The organism is Blautia sp. DFI.6.71 (genome assembly GCF_020593585.1).
GTDB classification, from domain to species: Bacteria; Bacillota; Clostridia; order Lachnospirales; family Lachnospiraceae; genus Blautia_A; species Blautia_A wexlerae.
The window spans coordinates 1-247 of sequence record NZ_JAJDMJ010000203.1 but is presented as its reverse complement, the minus strand read 5'-3'; the positions used below and the strand labels follow the sequence as shown (position 1 = coordinate 247).

The following is a 247-nucleotide window of genomic DNA, read 5'->3' as shown; positions in this document are numbered from 1 at the left end:
GAAGGAACGCTAAAAGCAAATCGAACTCCAACTGACAGGCGTTATTATACTTACAACCAATATCTTCAATTTAAAGGCATAGATACAGAGAATGACACTCGACAGGTTGTTATTTATGCAAGAGTTTCTACAAGAAATCAAAAGGATGATTTACAGAATCAGGTATCGTTTTTACGTCAATTCTGTAATGCAAGAGGAATGATTGTAGACCAATGTATTGAAGAGTATGGCAGTGGTTTAAACTATA

At 34.8% G+C, this 247-nt stretch carries 1 protein-coding gene; it reads left to right on the top strand.

Translation table 11 applies throughout. From position 1 onward, the window contains the following. A partial coding sequence (locus tag LJE12_RS21245) for a recombinase family protein (RefSeq protein ID WP_227292444.1) occupies positions 1-247 on the top strand: 247 nt, incomplete at both ends.